A 15,776-nucleotide genomic window follows, 5' to 3' on the forward strand; every position below is an offset into this window, starting at 1 on the left:
CCTCCGAGCCTACTGCGGCGCCCCCACGCGGCCGGGTCAGTGACCAGCGACATCCCAGTCGCCGCCGCGACCGATCTGCACATCCAGCGGAACGGTGAGCGCCGCAGCGTCGCCCATGCGATCGCGGACGATGCGCTCGGCGGCATCCCACTCCCCCGAAGCCACTTCGACCACGAGCTCGTCATGGATCTGCAGCAGGACACGAGAGCGGAGGCCTTCGGCTCGGAACTCACGGGCGATGCGGAACAACGCGATCTTCATGATGTCGGCCGCGCTGCCCTGGATCGGAGCGTTGAGCGCTGCGCGCTCGGCGTTCTCGCGGAGCACGCGGTTGGGGCTCGCGAGGTCGGGGAACGGCCGGCGGCGGCCGAAGATCGTCTCGGTGTACCCGTCGATACGAGCCTGCTCGACGCTCGAACGCAGATAATCGCGCACCGCTCCGAATCGGGCGAAGTACTCGAGCATCAGCTGCTTGGCCTCGGACTGCTCGATGCGGAGCTGCTTCGACAGGCCGAATGCGGAGAGTCCGTAGACGAGACCGTATGACATGGCCTTGACCTTCGTGCGCATCGCCGGTGTGACGTCGGCGGGCTCGACGCCGAAGACCCGCGCACCCACGAAACGGTGGAGGTCTTCGCCCGACACGAACGCCTCGATGAGGCCCGGGTCTTCGGACAGATGCGCCATGATGCGCATCTCGATCTGCGAGTAGTCGGCCGTCAGCAGGGTCTCGTACCCCTCGCCGACCTCGAAGGCAGCGCGGATGCGTCGGCTCTCCTCGTTGCGGATCGGGATGTTCTGCAAGTTGGGATCGGTGCTCGAGAGCCGGCCGGTCTGGCTTCCGGTCTGCACGTACGTCGTGTGGATGCGGTCGTCCGCGGCGATCGCGGTGTCGAGCGACTCGATGATCTGCCGCAGCTTCGTCGCTTCACGGTGCTGCAGGAGCAGTTCGAGGAAGGGGTGAGGGTTCGACTCCTGCAGGTCGGCCAGCACCGCGGCGTCGGTGGAGTACCCGGTCTTGGTCTTGCGGGTCTTCGGCAGCTGGAGCTGCTCGAACAGCACCTCTTGCAGCTGCTTGGGCGAGCCGAGGTTCACCTCGCGGTCGATCGTGGCGTACGCGCGCTGCGCGATGTCGTCGGCTCGCGCGGCGAGTTCGGCGGAGAACGTGGAGAGCTTCTCGTGCGACACCGCGACGCCCGCGAGTTCCATGTCGGCGAGGGTGTCGAGGGTGGGGAGCTCGATGTCGGTCAGCACCCCGAGGACGGAGGCGGGCATCTCCGCGCGCACCGCCTCCGCGACGCGGAGCGCGAACCACGAGAGCTGGCCCGGTGTCGCCCCTTCGGTCTCAGGCACGAGTTGGGTCGGGTCGGCCTCGGGCAGCTTCTCGTCGAGGTACCGGTGGACGAGGTCGGCGAGGGTCTTGTCGGGAAAGCTCGGGCGCAGAAGCCACCCGGCCAGGATCGGGTCGAACACGAGGCCGCCCAGGCGAACACCGCCACGGCGGAGTGCCTTGACCTGGAGCTTCGCGTCGGAGAGCACCTTCGGCGCGTCGGACTCGAGCCACGGACGCAGGGCGTCGGCGACGTCGTCGTTCCAGGTCGCCTCGACCGCTTCGTCGGGACCCGCCAGGCCGATCCGCTGCGGGAAGCCGCCCGCGACCACGACGGTCACCCCGACCTCGCCCGTCCGAGCGGCGGCCCAAGCGGCGAGATCAGCCGCAGACACCTCGGCGGCAGCCGGAGCCGGCACCGCCGGAGCGGTGGTCTCGGCAGCCATCGCGGGGTCGGCGCCGGCCGCCTCGAACACCCGGGGAAGCAGCGTGCGGAACTCGAGGCGGGCGAAGATGTCGCGAACCGCTTCAGCATCGATCGGACCGACGGCGAGGTCGGCAGGTGTCACACCGAGCTCGACATCTCGAAGGAGGCGGTTGAGCGCACGATTGCGTCGAACGTCATCGAGGTGCTCGCGCAGGTTGCCGCCCACGACGCCGCCGATCTTGTTGGCGTTCTCGAGCAGTGCGTCGAGCGATCCCCACTGCGTCAGCCACTTCACCGCGGTCTTCTCCCCCACCTTCGGGACCCCGGGGAGGTTGTCGCTCGTCTCACCGACGAGCGCGGCGATGTCGGGGTAGTTCTGGGGCGGGAGACCGTACTTCTCGACGACCGTCTCGGGGGTGTAGCGCTTGAGTTGAGAGACGCCCTGCACGCTGGGGTAGAGCAAGGTGACGTCGTCGGTGACGAGCTGGATCGTGTCGCGGTCGCCCGAGCAGACGAGAACGTCGAAGCCCTCGGCGGCACCCTGCGTCGCGAGGGTCGCGAGGATGTCGTCGGCCTCGTAGTCCTCCTTCGTCAGCACGGTGACGTTCATCGCGGCGAGGCACTCCTGCAGCAGCGGGATCTGCCCCTTGAACTCAGCCGGCGACTCCGCACGATTGGCCTTGTACTCGGTGTACTCGCGGGTGCGGAAAGACTGGCGCGAGGTGTCGAAGGCGACCGCCAGGTGCGTGGGCTTCTCGGCCTTGATCAGGTTGACGAACATCGACAGGAACCCGTAGATGCCGTTGGTGTGCTGGCCGTCCTTCGTCGTGAAGTTGTCGACCGGCAGCGCGAAGAAGGCACGGTAGGCCAGCGAGTGGCCGTCGACGACGAGAAGAGTAGGCTTTGCGGAGTCCGTCACCCGTCCAGCCTAACGACGACGGCGGACACCACGACCCGCTGCGACCGAGGGTGGAGCATGCCTGAGAAGACCGACATCGACACCGGCCTCGCCTGGGCGCAGGGCCGCGGCAAGGGAGCGCTCGCGGAGCGCATGGGAATCGATTTCATCGAGTTCACCACCGAGCGCTGCGTCGCCACGATGCCCGTCGAAGGCAACACCCAGCCCGTCGGTCTCCTGCACGGCGGTGCGTACGTCGTGCTCGGCGAGTCGCTCGGATCCATGGCGGCCAACATGCACGCCGGGCCGGGGCGTCTCGCCGTGGGCGTCGACATCAACGCCACCCACACGCGCTCGGCGACGAGCGGCACCGTCACCGGTGTGTGCACTCCCCTGCACCTCGGCCGCTCGATGACGGTGCACGAGATCGTCGTGTCCGACGAGCAAGGCCGTCGGTGCTCGACCATCCGCATCACGAACATGATCAAGGACGCTCCGGCGGCATCCTGATTCCGCCCGACGCGGCAACGACGAGGCCCCCTCCCGATCGGGAGGGGGCCTCTGACGGCGCGGCGCCGGACTACTTCTTGGGAGCGAGCTGCTCGATGATCGCCTTCGCGACATCCTGCATGGTCAGACGGCGGTCCATCGATGCCTTCTGGATCCAGCGGAATGCCTCCGGCTCGCTCAGGCCCATCTTCTCGTTGAGCAGCCCCTTGGCACGGTCGACGAGCTTGCGGGTCTCGAAGCGCTCGACCATGTCGGCGACCTCGGCCTCGAGGGTGATGATCTGCTCATAGCGGGCCAGCGCGATCTCGATGGCGGGCAGCAGATCGTTCGGGGTGAAGGGCTTCACGACGTACGCGAGCGCGCCGGCCTCCGTCGCGCGCTCGACGAGCTCCTTCTGGCTGAACGCGGTCAGCAGCACGACGGGCGCGATGTGCGCCTTACCGAGACGCTCAGCCGCGGAGATGCCGTCGAGGACGGGCATCTTCACGTCCATGATCACCAGGTCGGGGCGGAGCTCGGTCGCGAGCTGCACCGCGGTCTCGCCATCGCCCGCCTCGCCGACGACGTCGTATCCGTTGTCGCGGAGGATCTCGACGATGTCGAGCCGGATGAGCGACTCGTCTTCGGCCACGACGACACGGCGTGGTGCGGGAGCGGCCGACGTGGGGGCCTCTTCTTGCTCTGTCACCTTTTGATCCTACGGTATGGCGTTCCGGCCGTGCTTCCGTCAGGCGACGCTCGACGAGGCGGTATTGTCGATATGCGTGCGCCGGTGTGGCGGAATGGCAGACGCGACCGACTCAAACTCGGTTGTCTTCGGACGTGTGGGTTCGACTCCCACCACCGGCACGACGAAAGGGCGGGCACCTCGTAAAAGGTGCCCGCCCTTCGGCATTCACTGGGGCGGTTACTGGATCGCCTGGTAGATCGGTGCGCGACCGTTGACGGCGTCGCCGATCTTGTGGATGCGGATGTCGTTGGTCGATCCCTGGATTCCGGGAGGGGATCCGGAGATCACGACGACCTTGTCCCCCACCTCGGCGAGGCCGTTCGAGAGGAAGTAGTCGTCGACCTGGTGGAACATCAGGTCGGTGTGAGCGACCTCTTCGACCAGGCTGGAACGGATGCCCCAGGTGAGCGCCATGCGACGTCGGATCGCGGGATCCGGCGTGAACGCGATCATCGGGATCTCGGGCCGCAGACGCGACATCCGGCGCGCCGTGTCACCGGACTCGGTGAACATGCAGAGGAACTTCGCGTCGATGAACTGCGCGACCTCCATGGCGGCGAGCGTGATGGCGCCGCCCTGCGTGCGCGGCTTCGCCGTCAGCGGCGCGATGCGCTCGAGTCCGTGCGTCTCGGTCGAGTCGACGATGCGGGCCATCGTCTCGACCACGACGACGGGGTACTTGCCCACGCTGGTCTCGCCCGAGAGCATGACGGCGTCGGCACCGTCGAGGACGGCGTTGGCGACGTCGCTGGTCTCCGCGCGCGTCGGTACGGGGTTCTCGATCATCGACTCCAGCATCTGGGTCGCGACGATCACCGGCTTGGCCATGCGGCGGCAGAGCGCCACGGCCTTCTTCTGCACGATCGGAACGGCCTCAAGCGGGAGCTCGACGCCGAGGTCGCCTCGCGCGACCATGATGCCGTCGAACGCGTCGATGATCCCTTCGAGGTTCTCGACGGCCTGCGGCTTCTCGATCTTCGCGATGACGGGGACCTTGCGGCCCTCCTCCGCCATGATCTCGTGCACGCGGGTGACATCGGACGCATCCCGCACGAACGACAGCGCGATGATGTCCGCCCCCTGCTGCAGCCCCCAGCGCAGGTCAGCCTCATCCTTGTCCGACAGTGCGGGCACGCTCACGGCGACGCCGGGCAGGTTGATGCCCTTGTTGTTCGAGACCGGACCGGCGACGATCACCTTGGTCGTGACTACGGGACCCTCGACCGAGACGACCTCGACGCGGACCTTACCGTCGTCGATGAGGAGGAAGTCGCCGGGGTTGACGTCACCGGGCAGGCCCTTGAAGGTCGTCGAGACGATCTCCTTCGTGCCGAGGATGTCGTCGGTCGTGATCTTGAAGATGTCGCCGACCGCGAGCTGGTGAGGTCCGTTCTCGAACTTGCCCAGACGGATCTTCGGGCCCTGAAGGTCGACCAGGATCGCGACGGGGCGGCCCGCGTCGTCGGCGGCCTTGCGCACGTTGGCCCAGCGGACCTCGTGCTCCGAATAGTCTCCGTGGCTGAGGTTGAATCGGGTCACGTCCACGCCGGCGTCGATGATGGCTCGCACCATCTCGTAGCTGGCTGTGGCCGGTCCCAGGGTGGCGACGATCTTGGCGCGTCTCACTGAATCTCCGGTGGTATCTGGTCGGGAGGGGGGTTGGGTCCAGCCTATGCCCGCTGGAGCCCGATCGCGACGTCGGTCGGACGCACCGGCGCCGGCAGGTCGGTGTCGCCCATCAGGTAGCGGTCGACGGCGGCGGCCGCGGCGCGGCCTTCCGCGATCGCCCACACGATGAGCGACTGCCCGCGGCCGGCATCGCCCGCCACGAACACGCCCGGCGCGGTCGTCTGGTAGTCGTCGGCACGTTCGACATTGCCGCGATCAGTGAACACGGTACCGAGCTGCGCCTCGAGCTCGCTGCGCTCCGGGCCGGTGAAACCCATCGCGATCAGCACGAGGTCTGCGGGGATCTCGCGCTCGGTGCCGCTCTTGGGAACCCGGCGCCCGTCGATGAACTCGGTCTCGGCGACTCGGAGGGCGCGAACCTCGCCGGCGTCGTTCGCGAGGAACTCGACGGTCGAGGCGAGGTAGCTGCGCTCACCGCCTTCCTCGTGCGCCGAGGCGACCTCGAAGATCGTCGGCATCATCGGCCAGGGCTGCGAGTCGGGGCGCTCGGAGGGCGGCTGCTTGCCGATCGCGAGGTTGGTGACGCTCAGCGCGCCCTGCCGGTGCGCGGTGCCGATGCAGTCGGCGCCGGTGTCACCGCCGCCGATGACCACGACGTGCTTTCCCTCGGCGTGGATCTGGTTGGCGACCTGGTCGCCCGCGACGGCCTTGTTCGACTCCACGAGGTACTCCATCGCGAAGTGGACGCCTGCGAGATCGCGGCCGGGGATGGCGAGGTCGCGCGGCAGCGTCGACCCGGTCGCCACCACGACGGCGTCGTAGCGGGCGCGCAGCGCATCCCACGTGATGTCCTTGCCGATCTCGACACCGGCGCGGAACCGCGTCCCCTCGTCCTGCATCTGACGCAGCCGCGCCTCGATGTGACGCTTCTCCATCTTGAAATCAGGGATGCCGTACCGCAGCAGGCCGCCGATGCGGTCATCACGCTCGTAGACCGCGACCGTGTGTCCCGCGCGCGTCAGCTGCTGCGCAGCGGCGAGCCCGGCGGGCCCGGAACCGACGACAGCGACCGTCTTGCCGGTGAGTCGCCCCGGAGGCTCGGCCTCGACCCAGCCGTTGGCGAAGGCCTCGTCGATCGTCGAGACCTCGATCTGCTTGATGGTGACCGGCGGCTGGTTGATGCCGAGCACGCACGAGCTCTCGCACGGCGCGGGGCAGAGCCGACCGGTGAACTCGGGGAAGTTGTTGGTGGCGTGCAGACGCTCGATGGCCGAGCGCCCCTCGCCCCGCCACATGAGGTCGTTCCACTCCGGGATCAGGTTGCCCAGCGGGCATCCCTGATGGCAGAACGGAACGCCGCAGTCCATGCAGCGGCCCGCCTGACGGCGGAGGACCGCGGTGTCACCGGGTTCGTAGACCTCGCGCCAGTCCATGATGCGGACCGGGACGGGCCGGCGCTTGGGGAGCTCGCGCTCCGTGATCTTCAGGAAGCCCTTGGGGTCAGCCACGGGTCACCTCCAGGATGCGGCTCCAGACCTCGTCGCCGTCGGGGTCGAGCCCCTCGGCGGCCGCCGTCTGTCGGGTTTCGAGCACCGCGGCGTAGTCGCGCGGCACCACACGGACGAAATGAGCGACCTCGGTCTCGAAGTCCTCGAGCAGGCGGGCCGCCAGGTCGGACCCCGTCTCGGCGACGTGGCGCTCAAGCAGGTCGCGGAGGATCTCGGCGTCGCCGGACCCCATCTCCTCGAGCACGAGCTCACCGCTGGCCATCGCCTCGCGGTTCACGTTCGCGGTCTCGAGACGGTAGACGTAGGCGTTGCCGCCCGACATCCCGGCACCCAGGTTGCGCCCGGTCGCTCCCAGGATCACGGCGAGGCCGCCCGTCATGTACTCCAGTGCGTGGTCGCCCACGCCCTCGACCACCGCGGTCGCGCCGGAGTTGCGCACCAGGAACCGCTCCCCCACGACACCGCGCAGGAACATCGTGCCCTGCGTCGCGCCGTAACCGATGACATTGCCGGCGATGACGTTCTCGGAGGCGTCGAATGCGGCGTCGCGTGGGGGCCGCACGACGATCTGGCCTCCGGAGAGCCCCTTGCCGACGTAGTCGTTCGAGTCGCCCTCGAGGCGCAGCGTGATGCCGGCGGGGAGGAAGGCCCCGAACGACTGACCGGCCGAACCCGTGAGGTTCACGACGATCGAGTCGGCCGGCAGGCCGTTCTCGCCGTGCGCGAGCGTCACCCGGTTGCCCAGCATCGTGCCCACGGCACGCTCGGTGTTGCGGATCGGCAGGTCGATCTCGATGTGTCCGCCGTGGGCGACGACATCCTGCGCCCGCTCGATCAGCTGGACGTCGAAGTGCTCGTCGAGTTCGTGGTCCTGGTCACGCTGATGACGCCGCGGCGCATCGTCGGCGAACGCGGGCCCGGTGAGGATCGGCCCGAGATCGAGTCCGCTCGCCTTCCAGTGCTCGATCGCGCCGTCGACGTCGAGGACGTCGGTGCGTCCGACGGCCTCGTCGAGCGAACGGAAACCGAGCTCGGCGAGGTACTCGCGCACCTCCTGCGCGATGAACTCCATGAAGTTCACGACGAACTCGGGCTTGCCCGTGAAGCGCTCGCGCAGGACGGGGTTCTGAGTCGCGACGCCGACCGGGCACGTGTCGAGGTGGCAGACCCGCATCATGATGCAGCCCTCCACCACGAGTGCCGACGTCGCGAAGCCGAACTCCTCGGCGCCGAGCAGCGCGGCGATGACCACGTCGCGACCGGTCTTGAGCTGCCCGTCCGCCTGGACGACGACGCGGTCGCGCATGTCGTTGAGCATGAGCGTCTGCTGGGTCTCGGCGAGGCCGAGCTCCCACGGGGTGCCGGCGTGCTTGAGCGAGTTCAGCGGGCTCGCACCGGTGCCGCCGTCGTGGCCCGAGACGAGGATGACGTCGGCAAGCGCCTTCGCAGTTCCCGCTGCGACCGCGCCGATGCCGGACTGGCTCACGAGCTTCACATGGACACGCGCGGTCGGGTTGGCGCGCTTCAGGTCGAAGATCAGCTGCTTGAGGTCTTCGATCGAATAGATGTCGTGGTGCGGCGGCGGCGAGATGAGGCCGACGCCGGGGGTGCCGCCGCGCGTGCGAGCGATCCACGGGTAGACCTTGCCGGGCGGAAGCTGACCACCCTCGCCGGGCTTCGCGCCCTGGGCGAGCTTGATCTGGATGTCGTCGGCGTGCGTGAGGTACATGCTCGTCACGCCGAATCGCCCGGAGGCGACCTGCTTGATCGCGCTGCGTCGCTCGGGGTCGAGCAGCCGCTCGACGTCCTCGCCACCCTCGCCGGTGTTCGACTTCGCGCCGAGGCGGTTCATCGCGATCGCGAGGGTCTCGTGCGCCTCCTTCGAGATCGAGCCGTAGCTCATGGCACCCGTCGAGAAGCGCTTGACGATCGAGGCCACCGACTCGACCTCGTCGATGGGCACCGGCGGGCGGACGCCCGTCCGCAGCTTGAACATGCCGCGCAGCGTCTTCAGCTCCGACGCCTGGTCGTCGACGAGCTTGGTGTACTCGCGGAAGATGTCGTAGCGCCGCGTGCGGGTCGCGTGCTGCAACCGGAAGACCGTGTCGGGATTGAACAGGTGAGGGGCGCCGTCGCGGCGCCACTGGTACTCGCCGCCGGTCCACAGCCGCTCGTGAGCGCGGACTGCGGCATCCTCGGGATAGGCGTACGCGTGCCGCGCGGCGTTCTCCGCGGCGATGACCTCGAGGCCGACACCGCCGAGCTTGGTCTCGGTGCCCGTGAAGTACTTCGAGACGAACTCGCCCGACAGGCCGACTGCCTCGAACACCTGGGCGCCGGCATACGACGACACCGTCGAGATGCCCATCTTCGACATGATCTTCAGCACACCCTTGCCGAGCGCATAGATCAGGTTCTTCACGGCCTTCTCCGGCGAGACGCCGGTGATGTAGCCGGCCCGGACGAGGTACTCGACCGTCTCCATCGCGAGGTACGGGTTGACCGCGGAGGCGCCGTAGCCGAGGAGAGTCGCGACGTGGTGCACCTCGCGGACGTCGCCGGCCTCGACCACCAGACCGACCCGCATGCGCGTCTGCTGACGGATGAGGTGGTGGTGGACTGCAGCGAGCATGAGCAGCGACGGGATCGGCGCGAGGTCCTTGTTCGAGTCGCGATCGCTGAGCACGAGGAACTCCGCGCCGTCCTCGATGGCCTGGTCGGCCTCGGCGCACATCTGCGCGAGGCGCTTCTGCATCCCCTTGTGACCGGCCTCGACGCGGTACAGGCCGCGGATCGTCACCGACGACCGGCCCTTGAGGGCGGTGTCGATGTGCTGGATCTTCGCGAGCTCGTCGTTGTCGATGACGGGGAAGTCGAGCGTCACCGTGCGGGTGTGCTCCGGCCCCCACGAGAGCAGGTTGGCTTCGGGACCGAGCCCGAGCGAGAGCGAGGTGACGACCTCTTCGCGGATCGAGTCGAGGGGCGGGTTCGTCACTTGCGCGAACTGCTGCGTGAAGTAGTCGAACAGCAACCGGGGCCGTTCGCTCAGCACGGCGACGGGCGTGTCGCTGCCCATCGCGCCGAGGGGCTCCGCACCCACCTGTCCCATCGGGGTGAGGAGGATGCGCACCTCTTCCTCGGTGTACCCGAACGTGCGCTGACGACGCGTGATCGAAGCGATCGGATGCACGATGTGCTCGCGTTCGGGCAGGTCCTTGAGCCGCACGCGGCCCGCATCGAGCCACTCCTGCCACGGGTGCAGGGTCGCCAGCTCGCGCTTGATCTCCTCGTCCTCGACGATGCGACCCGCGGCCGTGTCGACCACGAACATGCGACCGGGCTGCAGACGTCCGCGACGCTTGATCCGCTCGGGGGCGAAGTCGAGCACGCCGGTCTCGCTGCCGATCACGACGAGTCCGTCGGTGGTCTCGGTCCAGCGCCCGGGACGCAGCCCGTTGCGGTCGAGCGTCGCACCGACGAGCGTGCCATCGGTGAAGATGAGCGCCGCCGGACCGTCCCAGGGCTCCATCTGGATGGAGTGGTAGTCGTAGAACGCGCGCAGATCCGGGTCGATGTCGGTCTGCTTCTCGTAGGCCTCGGGCACCATCATCATGACGGCGTGGGGCAGGCTGCGGCCGGTGAGAGTGAGCAGCTCGAGCACCTCGTCGAACGAGGCCGAGTCGCTGGCACCGTCGGTGCAGATCGGCAGGAGCGGCTGAACGTCGCCGAGCAGCTCGGACTCGAGCTGCGACTGGCGCGCCCGCATCCAGTTGCGGTTGCCCTTGACCGTGTTGATCTCACCGTTGTGCGCGAGCATGCGCAGGGGTTGGGCGAGCGGCCAGGAGGGGAAGGTGTTGGTCGAGTACCGCGAGTGCACGACTGCGAGTTCGGACGCGAAGCGCTCGTCCTGCAGGTCGGGGTAGAACGGCTCGAGCTGCAGGGTGGTGACCATCCCCTTGTAGCCGAGCGTGCGGCTCGAGAGTGACACGAAGTACGCGTCGTGCTCGTGGCGGGCGCGCTTGCGCAGCCGGTAGACGCGGCGGTCGAGCTCGATGCCTGACAGGGCGGGCGCGTCGCCGACCGCCGGGCGCGAGACGAACAGCTGCTCGAACGCCGGCCGCGCCGCGAACGCCAGCTTGCCGAGGTTCTCGTCCTCGGTCGGGACCTCGCGCCAGCCCAGGACGATCAGCCCCTCGGACGCCGCGAGCGCTTCGATCGCGGCTTTCAGGGCGTGCCGCTCGTCGGCCTCACGTGGCAGGAAGGCCATACCCGCGGCGTACTCCCCCGCGGGCGGCAGGTCGAAGTCGACGACGGCGCGCAGGAACGCGTCGGGCATCTGCGTCAGGATGCCGGCGCCGTCACCGGTTCCGGCGTCCGAACCGATGGCCCCGCGGTGCTCCAGATTCCGCAGCGCCGTCAGCGCGAGCTCGACGATGTCGTGCCCGGCCTCGCCGCGAAGCGTGGCGACCATCGCCAGACCACAGGCATCCTTCTCGAAGGCCGGGTTGTACATGCCCTGCTGGGGAGGGAAAGAACCGAATCCGGACTTTTGGGGTCGAGGGCTCGAGGCCATACTGACCGTCCTCACATTGGTGCTGAAACCGGGACGACGTCGGCCCTGGGGAACTACTGCTTCGAGGTGACTGCGCTTGTGGCGCTGTCTGCGTGAGCTTCGGGCGTCGGGGGTGCGCTCAGATCCACGAAGTCTTCAGTGCTCTGCGATTGTAGCGCGCTCGGAGCCACCCACTCGCGACCGGGCTGATAAGGCGACGGCTCGTCGCCCGGGTGCCGTCGCGTCTGCACCACGATGATCGCGATTCCGACCAGGACGGCGAAGATCGCGGCCCAGACGTTCGTGCGGATGCCGAGGATGATCTCACTCGGATCGATCCGGATGGACTCCCACACGATGCGCCCCGCGCCGTACCAGACGAGGTAGAGACCGAACAGCTTGCCCCACTGCGCCCACGCCTTGCGGCCGACCCACAGCAGCACGAGCACGCCGAGCCCGTTCCAGATCACTTCGTAGAGGAAGGTCGGGTGGAAGAGGGTGTCGGGTGCGAGCCCTGCCGGGAAGGCCGGGTTGTCGCGATCGATCTCGAGCCCCCATGGCAGGTCGGTGGGCAGCCCGAACAGCTCCTGGTTGAACCAGTTGCCGAACCGGCCCATGGCCTGGGCGAGGAGGATGCCCGGCGCCAGCGCGTCGGCGAAGCTCCAGAAGCGGATGCCGGTCCACTTGCAGCCGAGGTACGCGCCCACGGCGCCGCCGATCAGCGCACCGAAGATGGCGATGCCGCCCTCCCAGATGAACAGCACGGCCCAGGGGTTCTTGTCGGGGCCGAAGTAGAACCCCGGGTGCGTGAGCACGTGGAACGCGCGCGCTCCCACCAGCGCCAGCGGCACGGCCAGGAGCGCGATGTCGATGACGACCCACGGTTCCGCGCCACGCCGCGTGAGGCGGTGATTGGTCATCAGGGTCGCGACGATGATGCCCGCGATGATGCACAGGGCGTAGAAGTGGATGCGCAGCGGACCGAGGTCGATGTAGCTCACCGACGGGCTCGGGATGCTCGCGACGAGCGTGTGTGCGGCATGGATCATCGGATCGTCCCTCGGAAATCGGCGGTCGTGCGACCGGAAAAGTCTAGACGCGCTCGCGGGCGGTGCCCGCCGCAAGAGCACGCGCGGTGTCGGCGAGCCCGGCGACTCCCCCGTCGCGCAACGCGCGTACGAGGGCTGTTCCGACGATCGCTCCGTCGGCGTAGTCGACGACTCCCGCGACCTGATCGGGGGTGGAGATGCCGATGCCGACGCACGCGTGCACATCGCCGAGTTCGCGCAGGCGCCCGACCAGGGTGCGGGCTGCGGCGTCGAGCTCGGCGCGCTCGCCCGTGATCCCCATCGTCGAGACCGTGTACACGAAGCCCGTCGAGGCCTCGACGATCATCCGCAGTCGCTCGTCGGTGGAGGTGGGCGCCGCGAGGAACACGCGATCGAGCCCCGTGCGCTCCGAAGCGGCGATCCACTCGGGCGCGGCATCCGGGGTGATGTCCGGCGTGATCAGGCCGGCCCCGCCTGCCGCGGCGAGCTCGTCGGCGAAGCGGTCGACGCCGTACTGGAGCACGGGGTTCCAGTAGGTCATGACGAGGATCGGGACGTCGACCCGCTCCGCGATCGCACGGACGGCTGTGAACGTGTCACGCAGGCGGAAGCCCGCTGCCAGAGCGACCTGCGTCGCCTCCTGGATCACAACGCCGTCCATCACGGGGTCGGAGTACGGGGGGCCGAGCTCGAGGACATCGGCTCCGGCCTCGGCCAGCGCCACGGCGGCCTCGACACTCGTCTCGAGATCGGGGAAGCCGAGCGGCAGGTAGCCGACGAACGCGCCGCGCCCCTCGGCGTGTGCGGCATCGATCGCGGCGGCGACGCGGGAGCTCACAGCTCCACCCCTTCTCCCGAGGCGGCTTCGTCGTGGTCGGGTTCGACGACCGGCTCCGCGCCTTCGTCGTAGAGCTCGAACCAACGGGCCGCGGTGTCCATGTCTTTGTCACCGCGCCCCGAGAGGTTGACCGCGATGATCGCGTCGGGGCCGAGCTCGCGTCCGATCCGAAGCGCACCGGCCAGGGCGTGGGCCGACTCGATCGCGGGGATGATGCCCTCGGTGCGGCTCAGCAGTCTCAGTGCCTCCATCGCCTCGGTGTCGGTGGCGGGGATGTACGACGCACGACCGATCGACGCGAGCCACGCGTGCTCGGGCCCGACACCCGGATAGTCCAGTCCCGCCGAGATCGAGTGCGACTCGACGGTCTGGCCGTCCTCGTCCTGCAGCACGAAGGTCTTCGCGCCGTGGAGGACGCCCGGGCGGCCCCGCCCGATGGACGCGGCGTGGCGCTCCGTGTCGACTCCTTCGCCCGCGGCCTCGACGCCGTAGAGCGCGACGCCCTCATCGTCGAGGAACGCGTCGAACATGCCGATCGCGTTGGATCCGCCACCGACGCATGCCACGACGGCATCCGGGAGCCGTCCGGTCTCGGCGAGCAGCTGCTCGCGAGCCTCTTCCGAGATGATCTTCTGGAAGTCGCGCACCATGGCGGGGAACGGATGCGGCCCGGCTGCGGTACCGAAGATGTAGTTGGTCGTCTCGACCGAGGCCACCCAGTCGCGGTAGGCCTCGTTGATCGCGTCCTTGAGCGTGCGCGACCCGGTCGTCACCGGCACGACCTCGGCGCCGAGCAGGCGCATGCGTGCGACGTTGAGGGCTTGACGCTCGGTGTCGACCTCGCCCATGTAGATCGTGCAGTCGAAGCCGAACAATGCCGCGGCCGTCGCCGTGGCCACGCCGTGCTGGCCGGCTCCGGTCTCGGCGATCACCCGGGTCTTGCCCAGGCGTTTGGTCAGCATGGCCTGACCGATCACGTTGTTGATCTTGTGCGAGCCCGTGTGGTTGAGGTCCTCACGCTTGAGGAAGACGCGCGCGCCGCCGGCGTGCTCGGCGAAGCGCGGCACCTCGGTCAGCGCCGACGGCCTCCCCGCGTAGGTCGCGAGCGTGCGCGTCAGCTCGGCCGCGAACTCGGGGTCGGCCATCGCCGACTCGTAGACCGCGGTCAGCTCGTCGATCGCGGCGATCAGCGATTCGGGCATGAACCGCCCGCCGAACTCGCCGAAGAAGGGACCGTGCTGTTCTCGCAGGCTCACGCGCCGGCCTCCAGGAATGCGTGCAGGGTGGTAACGGGATCGTTCGTCACGAGCGCCTCGCCGATCAGGACGGCGTCGGCGCCCGCTCGACGGTAGTGGGCCACGTCGTGCGGTGTGAGCACGGCGGACTCGGCGATCTTGACAGCATCCGCGGGCAGATGCTCCACCAATCGGCCGAACAGGTCGCGGTCGAGCTCGAAGGTCGAGAGGTTGCGGGCGTTGACACCGACCAGCCGCGCTCCGATGTCGGCGGCGCGGTGCACCTCGTCGAGCGAGTGGGTCTCGACCAGGGGCGTCATTCCGAGCTCGAGCACCAGCTCGTGCAGCTCGGCCAACAGCGGCTGCTCGAGCGCGGCGACGATCAGGAGCACCAGGTCTGCGCCGGCCGCACGGGCCTCGAACACCTGGTACGGGTTGGCGATGAAGTCCTTGCGCAGCACGGGGATCGACACCTCGGCGCGAACCGCCTCGAGGTCGGCCAGGCTGCCCTTGAATCGCCGCCCCTCGGTCAGCACGGAGATGACGGAAGCGCCGCCCTCCTCATACCGAGCCGCCTGAAGAGCGGGATCGGGGATCGCGGCGAGATCGCCGCGAGACGGGCTCGCACGCTTGACCTCGGCGATGATTCTGACCCGCTCGGCCGGGGCGAGCGCCGCAAGGGCGTCGCGTGCCGGGCTCTGAGCGAGCGCGTCGCGCTCGACGACGGCGAGGGGCCGCTCGGCCGCACGGGCCTCGGCATCCTCGACGGCGCCGGCCGTGAGACCGGCCAGCACGTCAGTGCGCTTTCGGGGTGTACTTGTCGCCGTACGCGCCGTACCCGGCCTTCGCCATGGCCCAGCCGACGATGAGCCCGACCACGAGCAGACCGGCGGACGCCCAGACGAGCACCGGCATGTCGAGCCAGAAGAACAGGGTGCCCAGCGCGAACGCCAGGAGCATGATCACCACAGCGGTCCACGCCGCCGGGGAGTGTCCGTGGCCGGGGTCGCCGATGTTGCTCATTGTTCTCCTTCGCGGGATTTCTCGGGCTGAGGTCAGTCTACCGGGGC

Annotated in this window: 11 protein-coding genes and 1 tRNA gene; 2 read left to right on the plus strand and 10 right to left on the minus strand. The window is 68.7% G+C overall.

Annotated features, from left to right (window positions below):
- Positions 1-36: 36 nt before the first annotated feature.
- Positions 37-2,676 (minus strand): DNA polymerase I, encoded by a 2,640-nt coding sequence (gene polA, locus QUC20_RS08535; protein WP_289329590.1) that lies wholly within the window; start codon positions 2,674-2,676, stop codon positions 37-39.
- 57 nt (positions 2,677-2,733) lie between these two features.
- Here polA and QUC20_RS08540 point away from each other — a divergent pair, with 57 nt between their 5' ends.
- The gene (locus QUC20_RS08540) at positions 2,734-3,165 is read left to right on the plus strand and encodes a hotdog fold thioesterase (protein WP_120262559.1); all 432 of its coding nucleotides are present in this window, start codon (positions 2,734-2,736) and stop codon (positions 3,163-3,165) included.
- A gap of 70 nt (positions 3,166-3,235) precedes the next feature.
- Here the strand turns inward: QUC20_RS08540 and QUC20_RS08545 are convergent, their stop codons facing one another.
- Positions 3,236-3,853 carry an ANTAR domain-containing response regulator gene (locus QUC20_RS08545; RefSeq protein WP_023950638.1) on the minus strand — a complete coding sequence of 206 codons (618 nt, stop codon included), beginning with the start codon at positions 3,851-3,853 and terminating at the stop codon, positions 3,236-3,238.
- Between the two features lie 80 nt (positions 3,854-3,933).
- Here QUC20_RS08545 and QUC20_RS08550 point away from each other — a divergent pair.
- Positions 3,934-4,014, plus strand: a tRNA-Leu gene (locus QUC20_RS08550).
- Positions 4,015-4,072: 58 nt separating this feature from the next.
- Here QUC20_RS08550 and pyk read toward each other — a convergent pair.
- Genes pyk through QUC20_RS08590 form a run of 8 tightly spaced genes read right to left on the minus strand, consistent with a single transcriptional unit; the run spans position 4,073 to position 15,729 of the window.
- A complete protein-coding gene (gene pyk / locus QUC20_RS08555; RefSeq protein ID WP_289329591.1) occupies positions 4,073-5,521 on the minus strand; it encodes a pyruvate kinase in 1,449 nt (482 codons plus the stop codon).
- Positions 5,522-5,565: 44 nt separating this feature from the next.
- The gene (locus QUC20_RS08560; protein WP_120262557.1) at positions 5,566-7,032 is read right to left on the minus strand and encodes a glutamate synthase subunit beta; all 1,467 of its coding nucleotides are present in this window, start codon (positions 7,030-7,032) and stop codon (positions 5,566-5,568) included.
- Complete coding sequence (gene gltB / locus QUC20_RS08565; RefSeq protein ID WP_289329592.1) at positions 7,025-11,605, minus strand: glutamate synthase large subunit; 4,581 nt, start codon at positions 11,603-11,605, stop codon at positions 7,025-7,027. Before gltB ends, QUC20_RS08560 begins: the two co-directional genes overlap by 8 nt.
- 53 nt (positions 11,606-11,658) lie before the next feature.
- Positions 11,659-12,633 (minus strand): prolipoprotein diacylglyceryl transferase, encoded by a 975-nt coding sequence (gene lgt, locus QUC20_RS08570; protein WP_289329593.1) that lies wholly within the window; start codon positions 12,631-12,633, stop codon positions 11,659-11,661.
- 43 nt (positions 12,634-12,676) lie between these two features.
- Complete coding sequence (gene trpA / locus QUC20_RS08575) at positions 12,677-13,471, minus strand: tryptophan synthase subunit alpha (protein ID WP_289329594.1); 795 nt, start codon at positions 13,469-13,471, stop codon at positions 12,677-12,679.
- Positions 13,468-14,727: a tryptophan synthase subunit beta gene (trpB, locus tag QUC20_RS08580; RefSeq protein ID WP_120262553.1), complete on the minus strand. Its 1,260-nt coding sequence runs from the start codon at positions 14,725-14,727 to the stop codon at positions 13,468-13,470. The genes trpA and trpB overlap by 4 nt, the downstream gene beginning before the upstream one ends.
- Positions 14,724-15,500 (minus strand): indole-3-glycerol phosphate synthase TrpC, encoded by a 777-nt coding sequence (trpC, locus tag QUC20_RS08585; RefSeq protein ID WP_120262552.1) that lies wholly within the window; start codon positions 15,498-15,500, stop codon positions 14,724-14,726. Before trpC ends, trpB begins: the two co-directional genes overlap by 4 nt.
- A 1-nt stretch (position 15,501) precedes the next feature.
- Positions 15,502-15,729, minus strand: coding sequence for a DUF6704 family protein (locus QUC20_RS08590; RefSeq protein WP_023950623.1), 228 nt, complete (start codon positions 15,727-15,729; stop codon positions 15,502-15,504).
- Between the last annotated feature and the right edge of the window lie 47 nt (positions 15,730-15,776).

It is taken from the genome of Microbacterium arborescens (assembly GCF_030369635.1).
Lineage (GTDB): Bacteria > Actinomycetota > Actinomycetes > Actinomycetales > Microbacteriaceae > Microbacterium.